At 43.5% G+C, this 19,594-nt stretch carries 21 protein-coding genes; 13 read left to right on the forward strand and 8 right to left on the reverse strand.

The annotated features are described in order from the left end of the window. Window positions 1–20: 20 nt before the first annotated feature. A complete protein-coding gene (locus tag ACXADE_RS18405) occupies window positions 21–509 on the reverse strand; it encodes a PTS sugar transporter subunit IIA (protein ID WP_474981871.1) in 489 nt (162 codons plus the stop codon). Window positions 510–850: 341 nt separating this feature from the next. On the opposite strand from ACXADE_RS18405, the gene ACXADE_RS18410 reads away from it, so the two are divergent. From ACXADE_RS18410 to trhO, 3 genes are all read left to right on the forward strand, one after another. After that, window positions 851–1,399, forward strand: a complete 549-nt coding sequence (locus ACXADE_RS18410; protein WP_474981872.1) for a cysteine hydrolase family protein — start codon at window positions 851–853, stop codon at window positions 1,397–1,399. A 120-nt stretch (window positions 1,400–1,519) separates the two neighbouring features. Then, complete coding sequence (locus ACXADE_RS18415; protein ID WP_474981873.1) at window positions 1,520–2,881, forward strand: MFS transporter; 1,362 nt, start codon at window positions 1,520–1,522, stop codon at window positions 2,879–2,881. 85 nt (window positions 2,882–2,966) lie between these two features. After that, on the forward strand, window positions 2,967–3,908 hold the full coding sequence (gene trhO / locus ACXADE_RS18420) for an oxygen-dependent tRNA uridine(34) hydroxylase TrhO (RefSeq protein WP_474981874.1): 942 nt from the start codon (window positions 2,967–2,969) through the stop codon (window positions 3,906–3,908). 166 nt (window positions 3,909–4,074) lie between these two features. On the opposite strand, the gene thiD is transcribed toward trhO, so the two are convergent. Then, the gene (gene thiD / locus ACXADE_RS18425; protein ID WP_474981875.1) at window positions 4,075–4,881 is read right to left on the reverse strand and encodes a bifunctional hydroxymethylpyrimidine kinase/phosphomethylpyrimidine kinase; all 807 of its coding nucleotides are present in this window, start codon (window positions 4,879–4,881) and stop codon (window positions 4,075–4,077) included. 244 nt (window positions 4,882–5,125) lie between these two features. On the opposite strand from thiD, the gene ACXADE_RS18430 reads away from it, so the two are divergent. The 4 genes from ACXADE_RS18430 to ACXADE_RS18445 all read left to right on the forward strand — a co-directional run bounded on the left by ACXADE_RS18430 (window position 5,126) and on the right by ACXADE_RS18445 (window position 8,553). After that, complete coding sequence (locus ACXADE_RS18430; protein WP_474981876.1) at window positions 5,126–5,437, forward strand: MGMT family protein; 312 nt, start codon at window positions 5,126–5,128, stop codon at window positions 5,435–5,437. 44 nt (window positions 5,438–5,481) lie between these two features. After that, window positions 5,482–6,426 carry a PD-(D/E)XK nuclease family protein gene (locus ACXADE_RS18435; protein WP_474981877.1) on the forward strand — a complete coding sequence of 315 codons (945 nt, stop codon included), beginning with the start codon at window positions 5,482–5,484 and terminating at the stop codon, window positions 6,424–6,426. Between the two features lie 78 nt (window positions 6,427–6,504). Further along, entirely contained in the window at window positions 6,505–7,140 is a 636-nt protein-coding gene (locus tag ACXADE_RS18440; protein ID WP_474981878.1) for an SDR family oxidoreductase, read from the forward strand. A gap of 141 nt (window positions 7,141–7,281) precedes the next feature. Further along, window positions 7,282–8,553 carry a tetratricopeptide repeat protein gene (locus ACXADE_RS18445; RefSeq protein WP_474981879.1) on the forward strand — a complete coding sequence of 424 codons (1,272 nt, stop codon included), beginning with the start codon at window positions 7,282–7,284 and terminating at the stop codon, window positions 8,551–8,553. 37 nt (window positions 8,554–8,590) lie between these two features. On the opposite strand, the gene ACXADE_RS18450 is transcribed toward ACXADE_RS18445, so the two are convergent. Further along, window positions 8,591–9,466, reverse strand: a complete 876-nt coding sequence (locus tag ACXADE_RS18450) for a 5'-3' exonuclease (protein WP_474981880.1) — start codon at window positions 9,464–9,466, stop codon at window positions 8,591–8,593. Window positions 9,467–9,664: 198 nt separating this feature from the next. Between ACXADE_RS18450 and adh the strand changes: the two genes are divergently transcribed. Together adh and ACXADE_RS18460 are read left to right on the forward strand one after the other, a co-directional pair. Next, window positions 9,665–11,185 (forward strand): aldehyde dehydrogenase, encoded by a 1,521-nt coding sequence (adh, locus tag ACXADE_RS18455; protein WP_474981881.1) that lies wholly within the window; start codon window positions 9,665–9,667, stop codon window positions 11,183–11,185. 53 nt (window positions 11,186–11,238) lie between these two features. Then, the gene (locus ACXADE_RS18460) at window positions 11,239–11,607 is read left to right on the forward strand and encodes a DUF779 domain-containing protein (protein ID WP_474981882.1); all 369 of its coding nucleotides are present in this window, start codon (window positions 11,239–11,241) and stop codon (window positions 11,605–11,607) included. A 65-nt stretch (window positions 11,608–11,672) separates the two neighbouring features. On the opposite strand, the gene ACXADE_RS18465 is transcribed toward ACXADE_RS18460, so the two are convergent. Then, the gene (locus ACXADE_RS18465) at window positions 11,673–12,401 is read right to left on the reverse strand and encodes a hypothetical protein (RefSeq protein ID WP_474981883.1); all 729 of its coding nucleotides are present in this window, start codon (window positions 12,399–12,401) and stop codon (window positions 11,673–11,675) included. 96 nt (window positions 12,402–12,497) lie between these two features. Between ACXADE_RS18465 and ACXADE_RS18470 the strand changes: the two genes are divergently transcribed. Beyond that, the gene (locus tag ACXADE_RS18470; RefSeq protein WP_474981884.1) at window positions 12,498–13,502 is read left to right on the forward strand and encodes an NADP-dependent oxidoreductase; all 1,005 of its coding nucleotides are present in this window, start codon (window positions 12,498–12,500) and stop codon (window positions 13,500–13,502) included. Window positions 13,503–13,564: 62 nt separating this feature from the next. Here ACXADE_RS18470 and ACXADE_RS18475 read toward each other — a convergent pair whose 3' ends face one another. Further along, window positions 13,565–14,386, reverse strand: coding sequence for an STAS domain-containing protein (locus ACXADE_RS18475; RefSeq protein ID WP_474981885.1), 822 nt, complete (start codon window positions 14,384–14,386; stop codon window positions 13,565–13,567). Between the two features lie 111 nt (window positions 14,387–14,497). Here ACXADE_RS18475 and ACXADE_RS18480 point away from each other — a divergent pair, with 111 nt between their 5' ends. Then, a complete protein-coding gene (locus ACXADE_RS18480; RefSeq protein ID WP_474981886.1) occupies window positions 14,498–14,659 on the forward strand; it encodes a hypothetical protein in 162 nt (53 codons plus the stop codon). Window positions 14,660–14,711: 52 nt separating this feature from the next. Here the strand turns inward: ACXADE_RS18480 and ACXADE_RS18485 are convergent, their stop codons facing one another. The 3 genes from ACXADE_RS18485 to ACXADE_RS18495 are packed head-to-tail and all read right to left on the reverse strand — an operon-like array spanning window position 14,712 to window position 17,441. Continuing rightward, a complete protein-coding gene (locus ACXADE_RS18485) occupies window positions 14,712–15,083 on the reverse strand; it encodes a thiol-disulfide oxidoreductase DCC family protein (RefSeq protein WP_474981887.1) in 372 nt (123 codons plus the stop codon). Window positions 15,084–15,105: 22 nt separating this feature from the next. Next, window positions 15,106–16,845 (reverse strand): aminodeoxychorismate synthase component I, encoded by a 1,740-nt coding sequence (pabB, locus tag ACXADE_RS18490; RefSeq protein WP_474981888.1) that lies wholly within the window; start codon window positions 16,843–16,845, stop codon window positions 15,106–15,108. Continuing rightward, entirely contained in the window at window positions 16,842–17,441 is a 600-nt protein-coding gene (locus tag ACXADE_RS18495) for an anthranilate synthase component II (protein ID WP_474981889.1), read from the reverse strand. Before ACXADE_RS18495 ends, pabB begins: the two co-directional genes overlap by 4 nt. Before the next feature lie 179 nt (window positions 17,442–17,620). On the opposite strand from ACXADE_RS18495, the gene ACXADE_RS18500 reads away from it, so the two are divergent. Together ACXADE_RS18500 and ACXADE_RS18505 are read left to right on the forward strand one after the other, a co-directional pair. Then, the gene (locus ACXADE_RS18500) at window positions 17,621–18,976 is read left to right on the forward strand and encodes a sensor histidine kinase (RefSeq protein WP_474981890.1); all 1,356 of its coding nucleotides are present in this window, start codon (window positions 17,621–17,623) and stop codon (window positions 18,974–18,976) included. Beyond that, complete coding sequence (locus tag ACXADE_RS18505) at window positions 18,954–19,574, forward strand: response regulator (RefSeq protein ID WP_474981891.1); 621 nt, start codon at window positions 18,954–18,956, stop codon at window positions 19,572–19,574. Before ACXADE_RS18500 ends, ACXADE_RS18505 begins: the two co-directional genes overlap by 23 nt. Window positions 19,575–19,594: the final 20 nt, after the last annotated feature.

The raw sequence follows: 19,594 nt of genomic DNA on the forward strand, positions 1-19,594 counted from the left end.
TTTTCATACCTCCTGATGAGTTATTTTTTCCTCAGCGTCATGAGTGACGTAGAACCAGCTTTCATTTCAACTTCTTCAGATGCCTGCACCACAAAGCCATCACTGTTCGTAACGATGACTGGAGTCACCGTGCTCTTTGCCTTTTCCTTAACGAGGTCAAGATCGAATGAAATCAACTTATCTCCAGCTTTTACCTTGTCTCCCTGAGATACAAATGCTTCAAAACCTTCCCCTTCCATGGCAACCGTTTCAAGGCCGATATGGATTAAGATTTCTGCCCCACTTTTCGTTTCTAACCCTACCGCGTGATTCGTCGGAAACACTTGGACAACTTTACCTTCCACCGGACTGAGGACTAGACCTTCATCAGGTTCGATTGCAATTCCTTCTCCCATCATCTTCTCTGAGAATACTGGATCCGGTACTTGCTCCAAGACCACCTTCTTTCCTGACATGGGTGACGATACAAGCTCTTCGGTTTCTTTATTTCCAAACAATTTCCTGAACATCCATCTTCCTCCTCAAACGCTTTCATAAAATCTCAAACATGTATATACATCAATTAACTATGATTATAATTTGTATATACATGTTTTGCAACCGTTATCAACTTATACTTATATCTGGAATTCCCTTCCTTACGGGAAGAAAACTTATGAACAGAAAAAATGCTGGATATCTCTTCATTCTTCTTTCATCAAAGATCGGTTTTTACTCTCTCCTCCGATGTTTTTCGTTTTTTTCTTCCCGTACGTTACTCGTAGAAGAAATAGAAATTTTTAATGACGATCGAGCGTTCTTATCACTGACACATGTTAAGATAGATGTAAAGACATCGGGAGGGGATTGTATGACACGTGCGTTGATCATCATTGATTATACAAATGACTTTATAGATCATGACGGAGCCTTAACATGTGGAGAACCCGGGCAGGTTTTAGAACCGTACATTTGTGAGACAGCAGAGGCCTTCCTGCAAAGAGAAGACTTTGTCGTCTTTGCCGTCGACGTCCATGAAAAAGGGGACCCTTATCACCCGGAGACGAATCTTTTTCCTCCTCACAACCTGAGAGGATCAAAAGGCAGAGAATTATACGGAACGCTCCAAAGCATTTACGAACAAAATGACAAGAAAGCCCATACCCTATACTTGGATAAAACAAGATACAGCGCCTTCACAGGAACGAACTTGGACGTAAAGCTCAGAGAACGTGAGATTACTGAACTTCATCTCTTAGGTGTCTGCACGGATATATGCGTCCTCCATACAGCCATTGAAGCTTATAATCTTGGATATGAAATCCACGTTCATAAAGACGGAGTGGCAAGTTTCGATGAAACCGGCCATCACTGGGCATTGAAGCATTTTGAATCGACTCTTGGAGCAACCCTGTTGTAAAAAATCTCCCGTTGAGATCTCAACGGGAGATTTTTTATGCCTGTTATTTTTCTATCTTTGAAACATGTGGTATAGTATTTCGGGTGTCTAATGAAATGATAGAAAGGAAGAAGTGACGATATGCCAATAACTTCTCATCCTTCCCAGGAACATTTTCGTACAGTTTTTATATTAGCTGCTACCATTTTGATTGTTGTTATGAATACCACAATGTTTAATATTGCACTTCCAAATATTCTTCAAGACTTTTCCCTTCTGCCATCGGAGGGAGCCTGGATTGTTTCAGGCTATTCAATCGTCTTAGCTATTTTCACCATTACTTTTACGCGACTATCTGATTATCTGCCGATCCGAACCTTGTTGACGATAGGAATTTGTATATTCAGCCTCTCTTCCATCATTGGTTTTCTTGCCGACAGTTACCTCTGGTTAATGATTGCGCGTTTATGCCAGGCAGCAGGTGCAGCCTCCATCCCTGGGTTATCAATGGTCTTTGCCGGGAGATACATTCCGATGACCCGGCGGGGAAGTGCGTATGCTCTGATCGCCTCCGCTACATCCTTAGGCTTTGGATTGGGACCTGTGATTGGGGGTCTAATCACTGACTACTTGAATTGGAATTATTTATTCATTGTAACCATCATGGTTTTCATCGTTATTCCCGCCCTCTATAAATTCATGCCATTAGAGGAATCAAGAAAAGGACGTTTTGATTTCATCGGAGCTGTTTTATCTGGTGCCACAGCCACCTTGTTCTTGTTATATATTTCAACATTAAGCCTCTCCTATCTGTTTGCAGGCCTCTTGTCCGCCGGCCTTCTATGGTGGAGAGTCAATCGTACTAAAGTTCCCTTCGTTCAACCTGATTTACTAAAGAACGGACACTATCTTAAAATCGTCTTTGTAAGCTATATCGGCTTCACGATGCACTTCTCCATCCTATTCCTAATGCCGATTATGCTCGAGCAGGTTTACGGGCGCGGAGCAGCCGCCATCGGGTTCATCATCTTTCCTGGTGCGATGCTGTCAGCTGTAGCAGCCATTTACGTAGGACGGATGATCGATGCTTACGGAAACATCAGAGTTCTCTTTTTGTCTCAAGTATTATTGATGATCTCTGCATTGATTTTCTTCATTCTTGCAGGTAAACACCCGTATATGATCATGGGGGCTTACATGTTCACAAGCTTCGGCTTCTCGAGCCTTTCATCAAGCTCTACCAATGAGGTATCGCGAATTCTTCCCAGTGAACAGATCGGTGCCGGCATCGGTTTGAAGCAGCAGATGCAATTCATCGGAAGTGCGACCGGTTCTGTCCTTGCCGGAATCCTATTGGAGCTCAGTCCTAAACCTTATTCGGCTGAAAACTTCGTTCTCCCTTTCGGATCCTTGGTTTTTCTAATGACGGGATCCATTCTGGCTCTGTGCGTCTATTCATACAGGATTAGACGTGTGAAAATTGTTCAAAAAACTGACATTTGAAATCTGTTGACAAATCGAATATGATGGACTATGGACATTTCTGTTATTTACTATTGTTTAGATATAAATCTAGGAGGAATCACTTATGAGCTCAAAAGATTATCGAGTTCTGCTGTATTATAAGTATGCCGACCTTCCTGACTATGAAGAATATTGCCAAAACCACTTAAAATATTGCAAAGACCTTGGTTTGAAAGGCCGTATTATCGTTTCTCACGAAGGGATCAACGGAACGGTCTCAGGAACCGTTGAACAAGTGGAAGACTATATGAATTTTGTACGCTCTGATGAGCGTTTTGCAGATATCCACTTCAAGATTGATGAACACGAAGGTCATGCATTCAAAAAAATGCATTGCCGCGTGAAGCCTGAACTGGTCAACTGGAGCCTCGATGATGATGACATCGATCCGAAGACGTACGGCGGTAAACACTTGAAGCCGAAAGAATTCAACGAACTGTTAAAAAACGATGACACCATTATCATCGATGGGCGTAACGAGTATGAATATCGAATCGGACATTTCCGCAATGCGATCCAGCCTGACGTCAACCACTCCCGTGAATTCCCTGAATGGATCGCTGAAAATGCAGATCAATGGAAGGATAAAAAGGTCCTCACCTACTGCACAGGTGGCATTCGTTGTGAAAAACTTACCGGAATTCTTAAGAAAAACGGAGTCGAAGATGTATACCAGCTTGAAGGTGGCATTACCACTTACGGCAAAGATCCTGAAGTTAAGGGTGAACTCTTCGATGGAAAGATGTATGTATTTGATGAACGCATTTCTGTGCCTATCAACCAAGTAGAAGAAAAGGTGATCGCAGAATGCGAACACTGCGGAAAAGCTGAAGACCGTATGATCAACTGCAGTAACCCCGTGTGTAACCGTCAATATGTATGCTGTCAGGAATGTGAAGAAAAGCAACATGCGGCATGTACAGCAGAATGTAAAGAACACCCAGAAAACCGCTGGGACGTTGACCGCAAGAAACAAATCGATAAATATGACCGAATCAATGGTTAATAAAACAAAAACCCCATGCCCACCGGATCCGGTGGGCATGGGGTTTTATTTTAAGCCTCTGTTAAAGTTTAGTGTTGATATTTCCAACACAAACAATGTACCCTCAAAACGTCTTGAAATTAAGGATTATCCACCATTTATGCACAGGGTGATTTCCAAAAATTGTTCATGATGATTCCATGGTTCGATGAGCCGCATGGTAGGTGGAACCAATCCCACGATCAAAAGATAAGGCATGACGGATAGCACTGGTTACGAATGACTTTGCTCTTCTGACCGCCTCCTCAACCGGGACGCCTTTAGCAAGTTCTGCTGTGATAGCCGCTGAATACGTACACCCTGCACCACTGGTGTGTATAGTGTCCACCCTCTCCGTTTCAAGCTCCACAATACCAGACCCATCATAGAGCATATCCACTGCAGGATATCCTTTCAAACTGCCTCCCTTGACTAACACATAATCGGCTCCTAAATGATACAAGTCCCTTGCCACCACTTTCATATCTTCCGGTGTTTCAGGAACCTCACATTGGAGCATCCGCGCTGCTTCATGCAAATTCGGAGTGATGACTCTTGCCAGCGGGACGAGTTTTTGAGTAAGACTGTTAATGGCTCCATCTTTCAACAATTGGGACCCCATCTTCCCGATCATCACGGGGTCCACCACCACATTTTCTATTCCGGTTTGTTCAATCAATCTGGCTACCGTTTCGATGATTTCTTCGGTGAACAGCATACCCGTTTTTAGTGCATCCACTCCCACATGTTCCAGGGAAGCATGAAACTGAGCTTCTACGGATTCAATAGGTTGAGTGAAAATTCCCTGTTTTGTTTGAGAGTTGTTTGCTACAACAGCTGTAACCGCACTCATTCCATATACATTGAATTCCTGAAACGTTTTTAAGTCTGCCTGTATCCCTGCACTCCCCTGCGCCGCAGACCCTGCTATACTCAAAACTTTTGGTATATTCATGAAGAATCCCCCTCTCTACTTTCTATGAGAAATTGTACCAATAAAGATGGACTGGTTCTATTCCTGAAGCCTATGTCCCCAATAAAGTGCAGAGTTCTGTTACTATTATTGGATGAACCCTAAATATCCATCCGTTAAAGACATCAAACGGTGCACTCTATAGAAGGTCGAAGCTTCTACGACTCATTAGTTGATCTTTAGGGAGAGAGTAGATGGACGTGTCATAGAAAAAGGAGTTCGAGTTATGCAACCTTTTACTGAACGCATCATAAAGATTATACGCAGCATTCCAGCAGGACGCGTCATGTCCTATGGACAGATTGCTTCTTGTGCCGGAAACCCTAAGGCCGCTAGACAAGTCGCCCGGGCCCTTCACAGTATGAGCAGTAAGCATAATCTCCCCTGGCATCGCGTGCTCAATGCGAAAGGGGAAATTACAATCAGTGATCCATCCAGACAGCGTCTGTTACTGGAAGCAGAGGGCGTCGTTGTTCTCCATGATAAAATATCGATGAGAGAATTCCAACATGATGATCCGCCCTGTTATGATGAATGAATTAAGTTACTGAAATCTATGAACAAATTAGAAAGGTGTTCCTTATGTTTGAAGTGAAACCTTATCCAGAACTATCTTGGTCTTTGTCCCGACATAAAACCATGCTGACCTGCCTCCGCAAATATGCTTATGATTATTATGTTTCCCATAATGGATGGCTCCGTTCGTCTGATACTTTAGCCAAACAAACGTACCGATTAAAAAAGATCACCAATTTGGAAATGCACTTCGGAAGCGTTGTGCACGATTTAATCTACCAAACGATTCAGCGCACTTTAAAGAATCAACCAATCATGGAAGAACAGGAATTCATAGACGAAGTCCGTCACCATCTGAACCGCGGCTTTATAGAATCCACAAAGAAGGAACATTTATGGGCGAACCGGCCTAAACATTATACAATGCTCCATGAAATCTATTACAGTCAAACAGACAAACTTCCAGAAGCAAAAATCAAAAAAATAACGGACCGTCTTCAAAAAACGGTCAAAAACTTCTACTCCAGCAAAACCTTCATCGATGTCCGAAATAAAGAAGAGATGCAATTCTTAGAATCTGAAACTTTTCGTTTCCTAAAAACTGACGATGCAAAAGTTTATATTGTGATGGACCTTGTGTATAAGGATCTCGTAAACAACAAGTGGATTATCGTGGATTGGAAAACAGGTAAAGCCTCTGAAGAAGATCGTAACCAGCTGGCTCTTTATGCGCTTTATTTACAACACAAGCACAAGATCGAGTCCCTTGACGACATTATCATCCGAAACGAATATTTAGTCGACGGTACGCATGTCGAACACCAGTTAACGGAACAAGACCTTGTGAATGTCCAACATTTATATCAGATCAGCATGGAACAAATGAAGCTGTATCTGGAGGACGAAAAGAAAAATCAACCTCTGCCTATTGAGCAATTCCCGATGCAGGATGATCCAAGGATTTGTGCGCGCTGCAATTACCAGGAGCTTTGCTTCCCATCTCAACTGTAGGTCTATATGTTTACTGGATACAGAAACAGGCTAAACAAGGATTGTAATCTTATTTCAAGAAGGAGTCGTGATTAATAGATGAAAGTACTCGTAGCTGGAGCAAATGGACATACGGGACGTTTACTCGTTCAATATTTGAAACAAGATGGTCACGAGCCATATGGCATGGTCAGAAAGGAAGATCAGAAAGCGACAGTCGAAAAGTTGGGCGGAACACCGGTCCTTGCTGATCTTACCAAAGATGTCGGCTATGCTGTAAAAGGTATGGATGCTGTCATCTTCGCTGCGGGATCTGGATCTTCCACCGGCCCGGAACAGACAGAAGCCGTGGATCGTGATGGAGCGATTAATTTGGCGAAAGCGACAGAAAACCTTGGAATAAAGAAATTTGTTATGTTGAGCGGCATGGCTGCAGGGGATCCCGATAGAGGCCCGGAAGAATTGAAGCATTATCTCCAAATGAAAGGGGAGGCAGATGACTTCCTGAAAACGACGGAACTCGATTATACCATCGTGCGCCCCGGCGGATTGACGAACGATGATGGAACGAGCAAAATCCAAGTGGGTGAAACGGTAGAACGAGGAACAGTTCCGCGCTCAGACGTTGCTAAAGCAATGATCGCTTCTCTTCAGGAACCAAATGCTTATCATAAGACCTTTGAAATGATTTCAGGTGATACTCAAATCGAAGAAGCCTTAAAAACACTATCCTGATATCACAGCTCAACCACTTTCTGTGGTTGAGCTTTTTACATATTCCTCCAGACCATCTCCATTCGACGGAAAGGATAACCATTGAAAGTGACGGTATTTTGATATAATGTAATTAATTGGCGCTTTAAAGGAGTAGTGACTATGAAAGGTTCGTTAATTAAGCAGCATCGTAAATATAAAAATCTGACCCTTGAAGAACTTGCATCAGGGATATGCTCGGTATCCTATTTGAGTAAAATTGAACACGATACCATTAATGCCAGTGAGGAAATTTACCGCCTGATCGGTGAACGGTTGAAAATCAAGTTAACTGATATCAACCAGGAGTTTGACGAAACGATCCACCAAAACCTTCTGGAATGGCATGAAGTGATTCAACGCCGTGATCTTCCATTAATGGAAACTTACTTTGCGAAATGCACAGAGGCACTAAAATCTAATCAGAACACAACACTTAATCATTTATATATGATCGTGAAAGCTCGTCACACCATGAAGACCAACGAAGGACCTCTCTCCGAGGGCGATTTGAAGGAAATCAATAATTTGTATCCATATGCAAATGATGAATATAAATTCTTCTTCCACAAAACCGTCGGAATCCATTACCTTTTAAAAGATCATCAGTTAAAAGATGCCCTTCATCATTTCCACAAAACAGAAGAGCTTTTAAAAAAACTCCCCTTTACTGATAGCGAAACATATTTTCATTTAGCTCTCGCTTATTCTCAAACCAGAGCAGCGGTTGAGTCTAACTTTTATGCTCACACAGCATTAGAAGGCTATATAAAGGATTTTGATTATGAACGGATTGTAGACACCTATATGGTGATCGCCTTAAATTATCGAGCACTTGAAATTTACCCAATTGCAGAAGAATATTTCATGAAATTAAAAAAGATTTCAAAATATCATTTGAAATCCATTGATGAAAGACGAATCTACCACAACCTGGGTTATATTTATGGAAATCAGGAAAAATATGAAGAAGCGCTTGAACACCTGGATAAAGCTCATAACATGACCCTTGAGATCAAAGACGACTATTTTTATGTGAACACGATTTACTCCCTTGCGTCGACAAACTACTATGCGGGAAATATAGAAGAAGCATGGGAATATATCGAAAAAGGGGAAAAGGCTTCAGAAGAACATGAGATCCAATTCTTTAAATACAAATTTTTTGTGTTAAGAAACACGGTATTAGATAAAATAAAAGAAGACTTTTTTATGGAGGCCCTGGAAAATGAAATCATCCCTTATTTCCGGGAACACAATGAATATGGCAGCTACAAAAATTACTGTGAGATGTTAGGAAATTTATACTACGAAAAACGAATGTATAAAAAAGCCGCCATGTACTTTAAAGAAGTGAACAATTACCGCAAAACGCAAAAGAAAGACCTCTTATAAAAAGGCCGGAAGATTTCTACTTCCGACCTTTTTTCACTTACATCCTCACTATATTCTTTTTCCAGTTTTTAAATTCAAGCTCATCAAATTTTGCACTCATCTTTTCATCATCAATATAGAAAAGAGCCTCCTCCAAGGAACAATCTACGTCCGCTTCACAATGGATAGCCGCAAGCTTTCTGGACAGGTGGAGCATATCCAGATCATCCTTGATCTTTGTGCGCTGCCCTTTTGTCAGTCCTTCGATATTCTCAAGAATTCCTTCTATCGTTCCGTATTTCAAAAGGAGTTTCAGAGCAGTCTTCTCACCGATTCCTTTCACCCCGGGATAATTGTCACTGGAATCGCCCATGAGAGCTTTCAAGTCAATCATCTGGCCCGGTGTAATTCCTTTTTCCTCCGTAAATGATTCTTCATGGTATTCAGCATAATTGCCATAGCCTTTTTTCAACAGGACGACATGGACATTCGGTCGAAGCAGTTGGAGAAGATCCTGATCCCCAGTCAATAAGAAGACCTGGGAATGCTCACTGTAAGCCCGGCTTAATGTTCCCATACAATCATCCGCTTCATAACCAACCTGGCCAACGTTTGGAATATTCAACGACTCCACGACTTCTTTCGCTAAGTCAAACTGAGGAATCAACTCTTCCGGCGGAGCCCCTCTGTTCGCTTTATACTCTGGAAACAGGTCGTTCCGAAACGTCTTGCTCCCCATGTCCCAGCAGCAGATGACATGGGTCGGCTGATAGGCTTCAATGGCCTGAAACAAATGTTTCATCATTCCGTAGACACCGTTCGTAGGAATCCCTTTACTGTTTATCATATAATAATTGCTCATGGCCGTTGCGTAGAAGGCACGGAAGAGAAGCGCCATCCCGTCAACGAGCATCACTCGGTTTGTCGTTGTCATATCTTTTGAAAACTCCTTTGACTGTAGATAATTTCATTATAACAATCTTTCCTTTCCAATCGTACCCGAAAATCCTCCGCATTTATCTGTAAATTGACAATATTCTGTCTAAGTGGTAATTTAAAGAGTAAGAGCGCCTACTTACATAATTTCACTATTGTAAGCGGTTGCAATATATTTACTAGGAGGATGTTTTACATGGTATATGCTTTTCCTAATACGGAAGGATCTAAAGTTCAATTTAAAGAACGGTATGACAACTTCATTGGTGGAGAGTGGACCGCACCGGTAAAAGGCCAATACTTCGATAATGTAACACCAGTAACCGGTAAAACCTTCTGCCAGGTGGCACGCTCGACAGAAGAAGACATAGAGCTTGCTCTCGATGCCGCTCACAAAGCCAAAGATACCTGGGGAAAAACTTCCGTTACTGAACGTTCGTTAGTGTTAAACCGGATTGCTGATCGAATGGAGGAAAATCTAGAAAAATTAGCAATTGCGGAAACGTGGGAGAACGGAAAAGCTGTACGTGAAACGTTGAACGCTGACCTGCCTCTCGCCGTCGATCATTTCCGTTATTTCGCATCCGTGATTCGCTCCCAGGAAGGGACGATCGGAGAAATAGATAATGATACAGTCGCCTATCATTTCCATGAGCCTCTAGGTGTCGTCGGGCAAATCATTCCTTGGAACTTCCCATTATTGATGGCCACTTGGAAAATCGCCCCTGCTCTTGCAGCAGGAAATACGATTGTCCTGAAGCCTGCGGAACAAACACCGGCATCCATCCTTTATCTGCTGGAAATGATTGAAGATTTACTTCCAGCTGGTGTTCTGAATGTCGTTAACGGGTTTGGCCTGGAAGCTGGAAAGCCATTAGCCCAGAGCGATCGTATTAATAAAGTCGCTTTCACAGGCGAAACGACAACCGGTCGAATGATCATGCAGTATGCTTCACAAAATATTATCCCGGTTACCCTCGAGCTTGGCGGAAAATCACCAAACATCATTTTTGAAGACGTCATGCGGGAAGACGATGACTTCCTGGATAAGACGATTGAAGGCATGGTGATGTTCGCACTAAACCAGGGCGAAGTTTGTACGTGCCCTTCCCGTGCCTTGATTCAGGAGTCGATCTATGATGAGTTCATGGAACGCGCCATCAAGCGGGTTAAGGAAATCAAGACAGGAAATCCACTGGATCCAGAAGTGATGATGGGAGCACAGGCTTCATCTGAGCAATTGGAAAAAATCCTATCTTACCTGGAAATTGGTAAAGATGAAGGAGCCGAGTGCTTGACTGGTGGAGCACGTAACCAAATGGAAGGCGACTTTAAAGAAGGCTATTATGTTGAGCCGACAGTCTTTAAAGGGGACAACAGCATGCGAATTTTCCAAGAGGAAATCTTCGGTCCTGTCCTATCAGTAACGACGTTCAAAGATAAAGAAGAAGCGATGCAGATTGCTAATGACACGCTTTATGGACTTGGAGCTGGCGTGTGGACACGTGATATGAACACAGCCTATCGTTTCGGACGTGGAATTGAAGCGGGTCGTGTCTGGACAAACTGTTATCATGCATATCCTGCCCATGCGGCATTCGGTGGATACAAGATGTCAGGCGTCGGCCGTGAGAATCATAAAATGATGCTCAGCCACTATCAACAAACGAAAAACATGCTGGTTAGCTACAGCCCGCAGAAACTTGGATTCTTTTAATGATCAGCCACTGGAAACATCTTGATTCTGGCATCATGGAAAGGAGCTGAACGATGGTTGAACGTGTAAAAGCGACAGATGCTGCTCTTGAATTGATCCAAATGTTGAAAGAAAAACACGGTCCCCTGCTCTTTCATCAGTCAGGAGGATGCTGTGACGGTAGTTCTCCGATGTGCTATGAAGAAGGCGACCTTATGATCGGCAGTCAGGATGTTTTGCTTGGAAAAATCGGTGAAACCCCATTTTATATTAATAAAAAACAGTATGATTACTGGAAACACACGCAGTTGATCATTGATGTCGTCGATGGCCGTGGTGGAATGTTTTCGCTTGAAGGAGTAGAAGGAAAAAGGTTCCTTACCCGCTCACGCGCGTTCACCGACGAAGAATATAAACAATTGAAAGAAAGTGTAGATTTATAGATATTCAAGAAGCCCGGTGGTCCTCACCGGGCTTCTTGAATGTGGATGTAATGGAAACTTAAACATCAACTGGAAAATTTATAGACACCGACTCTCCCAGTTTCCTTACAACCACAACGGTTAAATACATTCAACATCGGCTGGTTATGTATACTTGTAGCTCCAACACTGTAGGAAGCTTTGAAACGTTTTTTCAAAAGGTCAAGACCCTCCTGATACAACGGAGTACTCTTGTTTTTCCCTCGTTCTTCCGGCACAAGTCCGAAATAAAAAAACCTTCCCTCATCCATTGTCCCCGGTTCAATGTGCGGCATGATCACACCCATCGGACGGTCTCCTTCATAAGCTGTCAGGCATGTATTCACATAACCTGCCCCCAACTCTTTTTTCACACTTCTCATCTGCTCATCCATGTTCAATGACTGAGGAGCATTCAATGAGCCCTCCATCGATCGGCGCCAAGTCTCCCGGAAGACCTCCTCTCCCACTTCACTGAATGGCTGAATGGTAAAGGACCGCTCTCCTTCCCAATCCCACTTCTCTAAATCACATTTAAAAAAATACACCTCATCATGATGGCTGAACCCAAAGCTCTGTATAACTTCAACTGTCTCTTTTTTAAATGTGGAAGGAACGAGAAGGGTCCGGTTTTTCAATCCAGAAAAGTCAGGGTCCCTGATCAAATATGAAGATAAAGACTGAAGTTCCGCATCTGTAAGAGCATCCGTGTCCTCCACCGTTACAAAATTTTCACCTTCTACGAATTTCACTTTTTCATAAAGCATCTCTTTCATAGTTTGCCCCCCCCTCTCTTATCCTACTGCTTGAAACATATCATTTCCCTATCAAGGAATCTACCCGTTATGATACAAACAAGGAGAGTGATAGCAATGAATAAAGAGATCCAATTAGTGAAACGTCCGGAATCTGCCCCCACACATGAGCATCTCAAAATGGTAGAAACAAAACGCCAGGACCCGTCTCAGGGCGAGGTTCTCGTTAAATTGCTTTATGTGTCTGTAGATCCATATATGAGGGGCCGCATGAGTGCTGCTAAATCCTATATCGCTCCTTTCCAGTTGAACGAACCAATGGAAGGCGGAGTCGTAGGTGAAGTTGTGGAAACAAAGGCTGAAGGGCTGCAAGAAGGTGACATTGTCACGGGGATGCTTCCTTGGAAAGAGTTTGCAACAGCTCCTGCCGACACCTTAAGAAAAATCGACCCAAGCCTTGGACCTGTAACGACATCTCTTGGTATTCTCGGCATGCCCGGGTTAACGGCTTATTTTGGTCTGATGGATATCGGACAGCCAAAAGAAGGCGAAACCTTAGTCGTATCAGGTGCCGCAGGAGCCGTGGGTTCAACAGTTGTTCAAATCGGAAAAATTTCAGGTTGCCGCGTCGTCGGAATAGCCGGTTCAGATGAAAAGCTTTCATATTTGAAGAACGACCTTAAAGTCGACGAAGTCATCAATTACAAAACCGAAAACGTTGCCGAACGTCTTGAAAGCGCCTGCGCCAATGGAATAGACATTTATTTCGATAACGTCGGTGGTGAAATCTCTGATGCGGTCTATCCACTATTGAACAAATTTGCCCGCATTGCACAATGCGGCGCGATCGCATCTTACAATATCCCAAATGATCAGGGACCGCGTATGCAGACCCACTTGATCAAATCAAGCGCCCTCATCAAAGGGTTCACTGTTGGAGACTATCAAGATCGCTTTCAGGAAGGCTTTAGTCAATTGGCTCAATGGCTTCAAGAAGGACAATTGAAGTACGAAGAAACCATCACGGAAGGGTTTGAAAATATTCCAGATGCTTTCTTCGGATTATTTGAAGGAGCGAACCTAGGGAAGCAACTCGTCAAAGTAGCTGAACCTTCTCATTAACTTCACCCTTCATCTGCCTGAAAAAAGGACGGAGAGTTTTATACTCTCCGTCCTTTTTTCGATCAATCGCTATGATGAATGTAAACGCCGATCTCTTCCAAGGCTTGATGAAGGCCTGCCTTCGTATGTACCTGAGTGAAATCCACTCCCATATCAACGAGCGATTTTGCCGTCTCGGGGCGCAATCCAGTGAGTGTCGCATGAACCCCAACAAGTTCCAGCGCGTGAATCACTTGATAAATATAATTTGCAATCAATGTATCAATGACCGGAACACCGGAAACATCGATAAAAATATAGTCCAATTCGTACTCTGAACTTTTATTCAAAGAGGTTTCCATGATCAACTGAGCACGATTAGTATCCACTTCTCCAATCAAAGGAAGAACAGCGACCCCTTTTGTTATCGGAACAACAGGAACCGATAGTTCAGCCATTCGCATTTCTTTCTTCTCCCATTCATTGCGGATGTTTCTGGAATAAGTTTGACTGAAATGCTTAGTGATTTCATCCAACACTTCATTCGTCGTCTTACAAACATGAACAACCGTTTGAGAAGAAAAAGCATCATTGGATAGTTCATCAGAGAAAATCCCCCAGATGGCACGGCGGACAAAGTTCATCGTTCGGAGAGATTGATCCAATTCAACTTCCGCTTCCACCTTCTGCTCTCCGGCACGGTCAGCCCAGGACTCGATTTGCGCCATCGAAGAAGGTCCTTCTCCAATGATGACTTCACCGATATAGGAGAAAAGCTCCTCCCAATTGGCTGTACGAACGGTGGCAGATCCAAACTCTTCGGTCTTTAACTCCCTTACCCGCTCCGCAAGCTGATCTGTGTTTTTTAAGATTTTTTCACCGATATACCTGACTTCATCTTTCATATTGGATACCCCTTATATTATTTTATTCTCCCATAATAATGTAACACAGAAACCTGGATAAAACGAAAATCGTCCGTTATGATAAAGAGAGTTTACATCTAGGAGGAAATAATGAATAAAATATCCTTACTCCTGTTTCTGATTCTATGTCTATTGTTTGTAATCCACGGCCTGTACCAAGGCATCGTCAACGATCAATGGACGTCACTAGCCTTCGCAATGATCGTTATCATCCTCGGCTCATACAGCCTTTTCAAAAAGAAACAAAAATAGTCCCTCCTGGGGTGAAAAAATATCAAGTCGGGGCAGTAATGCTTTGTTTTATTTAAGCATATCTTGGTAGGTCGTACCGGCCGAACCATTGATGACGGTGATCCGAAAACCAGCGGTATAACGGCGAGCCAATACGTCCAGCCCCCGGAAATGAAAGAAGAATGCCGATAACAGAAAGCAGAGGCAACGACAGCAGGAGTTTGCGGATCGTTTCAAACCCTTGTTTGACCTCCCCCTCCTTCGTCAACATATGAATTTCATCTAAGGTATTCCGGCCATCCAAATAGGGGTACTTCCCCTCCTGTGTTGTCTCCTGAACAGCTACCCATTTGATTTGATGAAACCAATCAAACGTTCGAAAGGTTTTCTTCACATAAAAGCAGAACGGACACTGAGCATCATAAAAAACGATATGTTTGTTCATCAAATAACATCCCTTCCCATCATTAAGGGTTGTCCAGTAGATCCACCCTTACCCAACCTCTTAAAGCATTAACCATCCATATTTCATCAAACGAGTAAAGATCTTTTTTGAAGAGGACTTTTTCCTCTACTCTTCCACTTCTTAATAAATCTTCTCTAAAAACGCCTGGGAGCAACCCAACATGCACAGGAGGAGTATAGAACTTCCCATCGCTTTTGACCACCAGATTAGCAATAGTGAACTCCGTCAATTCTTCTTTTTGATTCCACAACAACGTTGCTTGTGCCTTCTTTGATTGGTGCTGTTGATACACATCTCTGAACGTCGTCTTATGAAATAAAAAGAAATTGCCCTCGTCCAAAGGATTTGCTGACACTATACCTGTGACCCGATTCTTGCCAAGAGAAACGGGCTTGACTTGAAGCTCCACGGCACTGCTTTCATCAACAAGCATGCGGACTTTATAAAGGCCTTGTGGACAGGAAGCAGCTGCTTGTAAGCATTTCTCCTCCAGGACTCTTCGTTTCACAGGTATGCCAAAATACGAAGCTGATTCCACTACCCTATTCAAATGGCCCTTGAGGAGCGGAATCGATCCATTCTCCAACTTCATCGTTTCCAATAGTTGAAATGTTGGACGTTCTTCCGTAAGAAGACGTGCTTTCGTCTTCAATTCTTCATATTCACCCTTTGTAGTGGAATCCCATGTAATGCCTCCACCTGTACCATAGGTCGCTCTGTTGTTCTGGTGATCGACCATTACGGTCCGTATGGGCACATTGAAGACGGCGTCTTTCTCCGGTGTCATATAACCGACCGCCCCGCAATAAACCTCGCGTGGTGTATCTTCCAACCGTTCGATATACTCCATCGTTCTCACTTTCGGGGCGCCGGTAATGGATCCACATGGAAACAGGGCCTTAAACAATTCGAACATCGTATAAGATTGAGGCAGTTCCCCTTCAACTGTGGATGTCATCTGATGGACCGTAGGGTATGTTTCCACTTCAAAAAGACTTGGCACATGAACACTCCCGGGTAACACAATTTTCCCCAGGTCATTTCTTAACAAATCAACGATCATCAGATTTTCAGACTGTTCCTTTGCTGAACTCCTTAAATGCTTCAAGCGTTCAGTGTCTTCTTCGAAAGAGCGCCCCCTGCCGGCGGTCCCTTTCATTGGTTTTGTGGTTAATCGTTTTCCATCGATCCGGAAAAACAGCTCCGGTGATGCGGATAAAATCCTGCGCTCTCCCATATTCAGGTAAGCACTGTATGGGCCCTGTTGGTTTTTCACAAGTTTCCGATAGAAGGTATAGTCGTCTCCTGAAAAAGCAGTCGTCATTCTAGTCGTGAAGTTCACCTGATACGTATCCCCACGCCCAATGCCAGCTTTCACTTCTTCTATTCCTTTTTGGTAAGAGGCATAATCGCCTTGCAATTCCCAGCCTCCCACTTCGAAGGGGCCTATTCCCTTTTGATATTCAGTTTGAAATCCATCAAACACGCCGAACCACACCAACGGCCATTCAGGATGAGAGTGGACACTAAAAGCCTGATCGAAGGCTGGCGCGGCTTCATACGACACGTAACCTGCTACGTAGTATCCCTCGTTCAGTCTTTTTTCCACACGATCAAAAATTTCTTTAACCTCTTGCAGGTCATCCGTTGAAAGAACTTCAATCGGATTTTCAAACACCTTGGGCGCCGACTTCCCCATAAGATCTGTATACTCAAACTGCATGTAAACGGAAGAGGTCATACGCCGACCACCTTCTTTTCTGAATAACGGACCGCCCGCTCATATACATTTTTCAAAATATCAAACCCATATTCCGTCATAATGGACTCTGGATGGAACTGGATCCCTTCCATCATCATGTCCCGGTGACGAACGCCCATGATGACACCATCCTCCGCCAGGGCTGTAACCTCAAGAATTTCCGGGAGTGATGAAAGCTCGGCTATTAAAGAATGGTAGCGGGTGACTTTGAAGGATCCGGGAAGCTTATGGAAGAGGGTGCGGCCGTCATTTGTCATGGCGGTTACCTTACCGTGCATCGGCCGTGCGCCTCTATGAACGACGCCTCCGAAGTGCTCAACAATCAACTGATGCCCAAGGCAGATTCCCAAGATAGGAATCTCTCCTCCGAAGTGCTGCAAAACCTTCCTGGAGATTCCTGACTCATCAGGTCTTCCGGGACCCGGAGAAATAACGATGAGGTCAGGGTGTAGAAGACGCATTTCTTCCATTACCCATTCATCATTACGTTTTACAACCACCTCGCCATCCATTTGTTTGAAATATTGGAATAAATTATATGTGAATGAATCATAGTTATCGATAATAATAATCATAATTGCGGACACCTTTCATCCTCGGTTATATGTCTATTATACTACCGCATGCTTCGATTTCCATAGAAGATAAGATTGGAAAACCTTTCTTCTTTCCACGGGAATAGAAAAAAGAATCGAAAATATCAGTCTCATATATTAGAATATATAGAAAGATATCGTCGTTAGGGTGACTTCCATTGAAATCAGAATTGCTTACGTCGAAAAGTATTTGGGTTAAAATCGTTCTCATATTGATCGGAATGACCATGCCACTCTGGCTTAGCGTTGAAAAATCCGGTCTGGCAGAGGTCATCGACAGACTCCAATCAGCTCCTTCCGGGGCCAAATTAATGATGGCCGCTTTTGGACTCGTCATGTTAAACACCATCCGTGCGCTGCCCCATTACATCGGAGCCCTCCTGCTCGGAGACGAACTCGGAGTTAAATTGAACCGTCCATGGCTGAAGGTGATTGCCCCAGTGCTGATCATTCCATTGGTTTATGCATTCATCAATGGCTACAACTCTATCCATTATCATTTTGGTGGGCCTGCCATTTTCCTTTTGTTATCCATCGCTGTTCTTCATTTTTTAGGGAACGGACAATTACGCCCTGTTTTCAAAGCCTTTATTCTTGCTCAGCTTCTTTTCGGATTTCAATGGCTGGATACCGTCCTATTCCTAAGTGCTTTCGGTTTTGGCGGCGGAGAGATCTCCATGGAAGTGAAAAGGATCGCAGAAGAATTAGGATTCGGCAGTACATTGAGTTTTTACAGCCTCGTCTTTTTCGCTGTATTCATCGTCAATGCCACCTTTCTTGCTGTTTACTTGACTGTAGCGGAACAGAAAGCAAAAATGAGACAGGATTTGGACATTGCTCGCTTGGATATGGTCGAGTCCAGATCCGGTAGAGAGGCCCTTCATCTCGTTCATGACTTAAAAACCCCCCTATCTCTGATGGAAGGGTTGAACAGTCTGATTCAAATGAAAACCAAGGATGAGGAAATCCTTCAATACACCAATAAAATTTCTTCCTCCATTCAAGCGACCAGTGATATGGTCTCTGAAATTTTATATCATGAGAAGAAGAACTGGTGTACATTGAAAACGTTCATCGAATATGTTCGCGCCAATAAATTATCTGATTCGGCCACCATCTATGCATTCGATTTGGAAGCCGATGAAAACATAGAAATCTATATCAATAAAATTCGAATGACACGCGCACTCGTCAACTTGATTGATAATGCCAGTGACGCTGTAGAAGGAAAAAAAGACGCCAGAGTCACCATCGCAACCAAAATTGACCAATCGAGCATTCTGATAGGTGTCAAAGATAATGGTCACGGCATAAGCCAGGCCAATATCGATAAAATTTGGAATGCTGGTTATAGTACGAAGTCCCATCCGGGTGTTGGGCTGACGTTCGTTCAGAACGTCGTCAAAGAACATGGGGCGCAACTTTCTATTGTAAGCGAACAAGGAGTAGGAACAACATTCTGGATCCATTTACCGAAGGAGAGAGTACGCGATGAAAATACTGATCATGGATAATGATGAATCCTTACGTTACATGCTGACAGAGTTTTGTAAACACGCAGGATGGGAATCAGATACAGCAGCGAACGGACGCGAGGGTGTGGACCTTTTCCTGAATGGATCCTATGACGTGATTCTCGTCGACTACCACATGCCGGAGATGGATGGGCTGCAGACCGTCCGGGAAATACGCAAGCATAATACGATCGTTCCTCTTCTTGTCCTCACAGTGGATGAGAGGCAGGAAGTCGCTGATCGATTCCTGGAAGAAGGGGCGACCGATTTTGCTTTGAAACCTGTAAAAGCTCCTGATCTCATATCAAGAATCAAACTTCATGCACAAATCGCCAACATGAAAAACAAACAGGAAGAAGATGAAGATGTATTTACAGCGAAGGGGATCAGCAAAGGAACGCTTCATTCAATTTCGAACTACCTTCAGGAAAATCGAGATGCCTATCCTGTCGATATCATTTCGAAGGAAATCGGCCTTGCCTACCCGACCGTTTACCGTTACTTGATGCATTTACTCGAAGAAGGGAAAGTGAAACAGGTCGTCAGCCACCAACGCATTGGACGACCGAAAAAATTATACAAGTGGTATGCCCACTAGTGTCCCCATACGTGTATACG

The organism is Halobacillus sp. ABR2_026 (assembly GCF_056158545.1).

Bases quoted from the DNA above. Each gene is read 5' to 3' on its own strand.
- ACXADE_RS18405 (WP_474981871.1), bottom strand. From the start codon at position 509: ATGTTCAGGAAATTGTTTGGAAATAAAGAAACCGAAGAGCTTGTATCG.
- ACXADE_RS18410 (WP_474981872.1), top strand. From the start codon at position 851: ATGACACGTGCGTTGATCATCATTGATTATACAAATGACTTTATAGAT.
- ACXADE_RS18415 (WP_474981873.1), top strand. From the start codon at position 1,520: ATGCCAATAACTTCTCATCCTTCCCAGGAACATTTTCGTACAGTTTTT.
- trhO (WP_474981874.1), top strand. From the start codon at position 2,967: ATGAGCTCAAAAGATTATCGAGTTCTGCTGTATTATAAGTATGCCGAC.
- thiD (WP_474981875.1), bottom strand. From the start codon at position 4,881: ATGAATATACCAAAAGTTTTGAGTATAGCAGGGTCTGCGGCGCAGGGG.
- ACXADE_RS18430 (WP_474981876.1), top strand. From the start codon at position 5,126: ATGCAACCTTTTACTGAACGCATCATAAAGATTATACGCAGCATTCCA.
- ACXADE_RS18435 (WP_474981877.1), top strand. From the start codon at position 5,482: ATGTTTGAAGTGAAACCTTATCCAGAACTATCTTGGTCTTTGTCCCGA.
- ACXADE_RS18440 (WP_474981878.1), top strand. From the start codon at position 6,505: ATGAAAGTACTCGTAGCTGGAGCAAATGGACATACGGGACGTTTACTC.
- ACXADE_RS18445 (WP_474981879.1), top strand. From the start codon at position 7,282: ATGAAAGGTTCGTTAATTAAGCAGCATCGTAAATATAAAAATCTGACC.
- ACXADE_RS18450 (WP_474981880.1), bottom strand. From the start codon at position 9,466: ATGACAACGACAAACCGAGTGATGCTCGTTGACGGGATGGCGCTTCTC.
- adh (WP_474981881.1), top strand. From the start codon at position 9,665: ATGGTATATGCTTTTCCTAATACGGAAGGATCTAAAGTTCAATTTAAA.
- ACXADE_RS18460 (WP_474981882.1), top strand. From the start codon at position 11,239: ATGGTTGAACGTGTAAAAGCGACAGATGCTGCTCTTGAATTGATCCAA.
- ACXADE_RS18465 (WP_474981883.1), bottom strand. From the start codon at position 12,401: ATGAAAGAGATGCTTTATGAAAAAGTGAAATTCGTAGAAGGTGAAAAT.
- ACXADE_RS18470 (WP_474981884.1), top strand. From the start codon at position 12,498: ATGAATAAAGAGATCCAATTAGTGAAACGTCCGGAATCTGCCCCCACA.
- ACXADE_RS18475 (WP_474981885.1), bottom strand. From the start codon at position 14,386: ATGAAAGATGAAGTCAGGTATATCGGTGAAAAAATCTTAAAAAACACA.
- ACXADE_RS18480 (WP_474981886.1), top strand. From the start codon at position 14,498: ATGAATAAAATATCCTTACTCCTGTTTCTGATTCTATGTCTATTGTTT.
- ACXADE_RS18485 (WP_474981887.1), bottom strand. From the start codon at position 15,083: ATGAACAAACATATCGTTTTTTATGATGCTCAGTGTCCGTTCTGCTTT.
- pabB (WP_474981888.1), bottom strand. From the start codon at position 16,845: ATGACCTCTTCCGTTTACATGCAGTTTGAGTATACAGATCTTATGGGG.
- ACXADE_RS18495 (WP_474981889.1), bottom strand. From the start codon at position 17,441: ATGATTATTATTATCGATAACTATGATTCATTCACATATAATTTATTC.
- ACXADE_RS18505 (WP_474981891.1), top strand. From the start codon at position 18,954: ATGAAAATACTGATCATGGATAATGATGAATCCTTACGTTACATGCTG.